Genomic DNA, 5,381 nt, shown 5'->3' with positions numbered 1-5,381 from the left:
GACCCACGGCGTGTTGCGGCTGGTGTTGAAGTTGGACGGCGAACGGGTGCTTCGATGTATCCCCGTGCTCGGGTACATCCACCGCAGCATCGAGAAGATCTCCGAGCACATGAACTACATGAATTGTGTCCATCTGACCGATCGGATGGATTACCTGTCGTCGATCATGAACAACTGGGCGGTGTCGAAGGCCGTTGAAGAAGCGGCGGGGATCGAGGTCAATTCACGGATTCAATACATTCGCACGATCTTTGCGGAGCTGGAACGGATTCAGAGCCATCAATTGTGGTGGGGCGTGTTGGGGATGGATCTGGGGGCGTTCACGCCGTTCCTGTACGGGATCCGCGATCGCGAGGTCCTTAACGATGTGATGGAAGAGACCGTCGGTGCCCGGCTGACGATGAACTATGTGCTGCCCGGCGGGTTGATGGCGGACATTCACCCGAATTTTGTCCATCGCGTCAAGGAATTCATCAAGTACTTCCGCCCCAAGTTGGACGAATACGATGACCTGTTGACCAACAACGTCATCATCCAAGAACGTCTTCGCAACGTCGGCATTCTGACGCCGCAGACGGCGGTCCAATACGGGGCCACCGGGCCGGTTCTGCGAGGGTCGGGCGTCGCGTTCGATTTGAGGAAAGACCACCCCTACGGCGTCTACGATCAAGCGGACTTTGAAGTTCCCGTCGGCACGATCGGTGACAGTTGGGACCGCTATTGGGTGCGGGTGGAGGAGATGCGTCAGTCGCTGAACATCGTCGAGCAGCTGCTCGATAACATCCCGCCGGGCGATTTCCTGGTCAAGAAACTGAATTCCAAGATCAAGATTCCGGAAGGTCGCTACTACAGCCAACTGGAAACGGCGCGAGGGGTCTTGGGCGTGTTCATCGCGTCGGACAAGAAGGACGAGCCGTATCGGTTGCATTATCGCTCTCCGAACTTCAACAACCTGTGGTGTCTCGAGCCAATGATCAAGGGCGACTACATCGCCTCGTTGATCGGGGCCATGTCCTCTCTGGATCTGGTCATCCCAGACATCGATCGATAAGGAGAAACCCATCGCCGTGGCAGATGCTTTGTTGAATCCACTTTCGCTGACACTGTCCGTTCAAACGAGCGAGGCGTTTGCCGCGCCGGCGATGTCGTTGGCCGATCGTGCCAGTCGGGCGTTGGAGTCGGGCGTCTGGGGTGCGGTGATGTACATCGTGATCGGGTTGGTCGCCGTGCTCACCGCGGTTTCCGTGTTGGGATTGGTGATGAGCTACATCGAGCGCAAGGTCGCCGGTCACTTTCAGTGTCGATTGGGGCCGATGCGGGTCGGTCCGCACGGCGTGCTTCAATCGCTGGCCGATGGCATCAAGCTGTTGTTCAAAGAGGGGATCGAGCCCGGCGACGGCGACAAGGTGATCTTCATCGGCGCACCGATCTTCAGCATCACGGCGACGATTTTATTGTTGGCGATCGTCCCGCTGGCGCCGGGCATTCAGGTCGTCGACATGAATGTGGGGGTGGTCTACATCGCGGCGGTCAGCGGTTTGGGCGTGATGGGGATTCTGATGGGCGGCTGGAGCAGCAACAACAAGTGGTCGCTGTTGGGGGCGATGCGAGCCGGCGCGCAGATGATTTCCTACGAGGTCTCGCTGACCATCGCGCTGTTGGTGGTGGTCCTGTTTTCGGGCACCTTGAAGGTTTCAGAGATCATTGAAAGTCAACAGCAAGGATGGTGGATTTGGAGAGGGCATGGCGTCGCGATCGTCGCGTTTTGCCTGTACGTGATCGCGTCCACCGCGGAACTGAATCGCACGCCCTTCGATTTACCTGAGGGTGAGAGCGAATTGACCGGCGGCTACCACACCGAATACAGCGGCTTGCGATTTTCGTTTTTCTTTCTCGCCGAATTCGCCAACCTGTTCGTTTTTTCGGCGCTGGCGGTGACCTTTTTCTTCGGCGGTTGGTTGCCGTTCCATGTGGGGAACTACGAGGGCTTCAACAGCGTGATGGACCTGCTGCCTCCGGTGATCTCCCCGATTTTTTGGTTCGGCAGCAAATGTGCGACGTTGATATTTATTTTGATGTGGTTCCGCTGGACCTTTCCACGACTTCGGATGGATCAATTGATGCGACTGGAGTGGAAGGTGCTGTTGCCGATCGGCTTTGCCAATCTCATTTTGGCGGCGACGATTGTGCTGAGCGGACTGTATTTTTTCCCTTCCGCGACATGAATGACGGCTAGCCATGGCGACGACCAAACCGGTCCCGACGGAAACCGAATGCCCGCCGATCGATTTCGGCGAACTGAAATCAGACTGTGTCGCACCGCGCCCGTCGATCATGGGGCAGAAACGCGGCCTGCGTTCGATTCTGTGGTTGTCATTCAAGGGCATCGTGCGGGGCTTGCTGACGACGCTCAGTTACTTCCGGCGTCCGTCAACGGTGGTCACGCAACAGTATCCCGAAAACCGCGACACACTGGAGATGTTCGAGCGGTATCGTGGCCGGCTGTCATTGATTCACAACGAGGAAGGCGAACACGGATGCACCGCGTGCCAGATCTGTGAACGCCTTTGCCCGAACGCTTCGATTATCATCACCAAGGACAAAAAGAACGAGGCGACCGGTAAACCGGCGCTGGATCAATTCATCTGGCGGCAGGACACGTGCACGTTCTGTAATATTTGTGTTCTGGTTTGCCCGTTCGACACGCTGGAAATGACCGGCGATTTCGAGTCGTCGGTGTTCGACCGGCGTCTGCTGGTGTTCAACTTGAACGAATACGCCGGTCCGACCGCCGGTCAGCTTGACAAGCTCGAGGATGACGAACTGGCCAAGGCGCAAATGAAGCCGATGAATAAGTATCAGGGCCCGGTTCCGATGTGCGGCGGCGAAATGGATGGAATTCCCAAGTTGGACGTAGAGAAACCGACCGATGCATGACGGGACAGTCGCGACCCTTTTCTTTTACCTCTTTGCGGTAACGTCGATTGCGTTGGCGCTGGGTGTGGTGCTCGGACGTCGTCTGCTGCGATCGGCGGTCTGCCTGATCGGTGTGCTGGGGGCGAGTGCCGGGCTGATCCTGGTGCTGGGATTCGAGTTTATCGCCGGGATTCAAGTGTTGGTCTTTATCGGCGGCATCGTCGTGTTGCTGCTGTTCGCGATCATGATGACCAGCGAAGGGAGTACGTTTGAGCAACGGCCGAGTGCCGCCCGCCGTGTGATGGGAGGAATCGTGGCGACGGCGTTTTTTGTCGTCACGCTGTCGGTCTATGTGCACACGGACTTTCCGCCCGCGACCGCGGAAGGCCTGGCCGTGTCCCATGAAGACGTCCACGCCATCGGCCGCAAGTTATTGAGCAATGAACGCGACGGATACATCGTGCCGTTCGAAGTGATCTCGTTGTTGCTGTTGGCCGCACTGATCGGCGGCATCGTGATCGCTCGCAAACATGATCCAGAAGATACCTAACAACGATTGCCGCTCAAAACACTCCGCCGTCGGGCTTTTTACATGTTTCCAACTCCTACGATCACGCATTGGCTGACGCTTTCGGCGCTGCTGTTTTCGATCGGTCTGTACGGCATCTTCACGCGACGTAATGCCGTCGGTGTTTTGTTGTCGATCGAAATGACACTGAATTCGGCAATCCTTAACATCCTGATTTTCAATCGTTTTGTCGCGTCGGACGATGTCGATGGTCAGGTACTGGTGTTGTTCATCATTGCCGCTGCGGCGGCCGAGGCGGTGGTCGCGTTGGCGATCTTTGTGTCCTTTTACCGACACCGGCATACGCTGGATGTGACGCAGGCCAACCACATTTGCGATCAGGGGAACAGCACGTCGTGACCGGATTCCTATTCGAAAATGCCTGGATGATCCCGGCCTTGCCGTTGATCTCCATCCTGTTGATCGGTTTGTTTGCCACCGGCTCGAATGCTCGTGTCGCCGGGATCATCGGGTCGGTCGCGATCGGGACCGCGTTTCTGCTGACGTGCGGATTGGGCCTTTCGTATCTGAGTTCAGCCGAAGCGGGTGCGTCAGCGGTCACGTGGAGCATCGAATGGCTTCGGTACCAGGATCATTTGGTCGTTTCACTGGGGACGCTGATCGATCCGATTTCGCTGTTGTTGCTGTTCGTCGTGACGAGCGTCAGCTTGCTGGTTCACGTTTATTCGATCGGCTACATGGCGGGCGATGAAGGGTATTCACGGTACTTCGTGTTCCTCAGTTTGTTCACGTTCAGCATGTTGGGACTGGTGCTGGCGCCGAACCTGTTGCAGATGTACGTGTTCTGGGAACTGGTCGGTGTGAGTTCGTTCCTGCTGATCGGGTTTTATTACACGCTGCCCGAAGCGATCGCGGCGTCGAAGAAGGCGTTCATCGTCACCCGGTTTGCCGATCTGTTCTTCTTGGCGGGGATTTTGGTGCTCGGTTTTTTCGTCCACCAGTGGATCGTCGATTCGGAATGGGGCGGCGTCACTGCCACCGCGCTCCAATCGGCGGCCGCGACGCAGGCATTAGATTTCGCGACGATCAATTCGGAGCCGGTGCTCGCCAATCTGAAAGCTCAGCCGGGGGTTTTCGGGCTCGATCTACTGACCGTTGCGATGTTGTTGGTGTTCATCGGTGCGGCGGGAAAAAGCGCGATGTTTCCGCTGCATGTTTGGTTGCCCGATGCGATGGCCGGGCCGACGCCCGTTTCGGCACTGATTCATGCAGCGACGATGGTGGTCGCCGGCGTCTATCTGGTGGCCAGGCTGTTCCCCGGTTTCGCGGCTTCGGGAGACGCGCTCGACGTCGTCGCCGCCGTCGGTTGCTTCACGTGCCTGTTTGCCGCGTTGATCGCATGCACGCAGACGGACATCAAGCGGGTGCTCGCGTTCTCAACGCTCAGCCAGATCGGCTACATGATGCTGGCGTTGGGCGTCGCGTCGGCGGAGCACCCAGCCGGGCTGGGTGCTGCGATGTTTCATTTGTTCACACATGCGTTCTTCAAGGCGCTGCTGTTTTTGGGGGCCGGTTCGGTGATCCACGCCGTCCACAGCAACGACGTGGCGGACATGGGAGGGCTGCGAAAGAAGATGCCGTTGACGCATGCGACGTTCTTGATTGCCACGATCGCGATTGCCGGTGTGCCGCCGCTGGCCGGGTTCTTTTCAAAGGATGAGATTTTGGGCGCCGCGTTGGACGGGGAGCACCATCTGATTTTTGGGGTGGGGCTGTTCGTGGCTGCGTTGACCGCTTTTTACATGTTTCGCGTTTACATTTTGACGTTCCTGGGGGCACACAAGTCCGACGGCGCGTCGAAGGCTCACGAGTCCCCGCCGATCATGACGATCCCGTTGGTGGTGCTCGGGGTGATGTCCGTGTGCGGCGGCTGGAT

At 57.7% G+C, this 5,381-nt stretch carries 6 protein-coding genes; all 6 read left to right on the top strand.

What is annotated here, in order from left to right; all coding sequences use genetic code 11:
• Positions 1 to 1,051: NADH-quinone oxidoreductase subunit D (locus ABX749_RS20215; protein WP_372897565.1), on the top strand; the 1,051-nt coding region annotated here is incomplete at its 5' end.
• A 31-nt stretch (positions 1,052 to 1,082) separates the two neighbouring features.
• Complete coding sequence (nuoH, locus tag ABX749_RS20210; protein WP_372897564.1) at positions 1,083 to 2,225, top strand: NADH-quinone oxidoreductase subunit NuoH; 1,143 nt, start codon at positions 1,083 to 1,085, stop codon at positions 2,223 to 2,225.
• Positions 2,226 to 2,238: 13 nt separating this feature from the next.
• Entirely contained in the window at positions 2,239 to 2,937 is a 699-nt protein-coding gene (locus ABX749_RS20205) for a 4Fe-4S binding protein (RefSeq protein ID WP_372897563.1), read from the top strand.
• A complete protein-coding gene (locus ABX749_RS20200) occupies positions 2,930 to 3,466 on the top strand; it encodes an NADH-quinone oxidoreductase subunit J (protein WP_372897562.1) in 537 nt (178 codons plus the stop codon). The genes ABX749_RS20205 and ABX749_RS20200 overlap by 8 nt, the downstream gene beginning before the upstream one ends.
• Positions 3,467 to 3,508: 42 nt before the next feature.
• A complete protein-coding gene (gene nuoK, locus ABX749_RS20195; protein WP_372897561.1) occupies positions 3,509 to 3,844 on the top strand; it encodes an NADH-quinone oxidoreductase subunit NuoK in 336 nt (111 codons plus the stop codon).
• On the top strand, positions 3,841 to 5,381 hold a 1,541-nt coding region (gene nuoL, locus ABX749_RS20190), incomplete at its 3' end, for an NADH-quinone oxidoreductase subunit L (RefSeq protein WP_372897560.1). The genes nuoK and nuoL, both read left to right, overlap by 4 nt.

The organism is Stieleria sp. (assembly GCF_041595215.1).
Classification (GTDB): Bacteria; Planctomycetota; Planctomycetia; order Pirellulales; family Pirellulaceae; genus Stieleria; species Stieleria magnilauensis.
The sequence above is the reverse complement of the archived record's forward strand: the minus strand, read 5'-3'. Positions and strand labels throughout refer to the sequence as shown.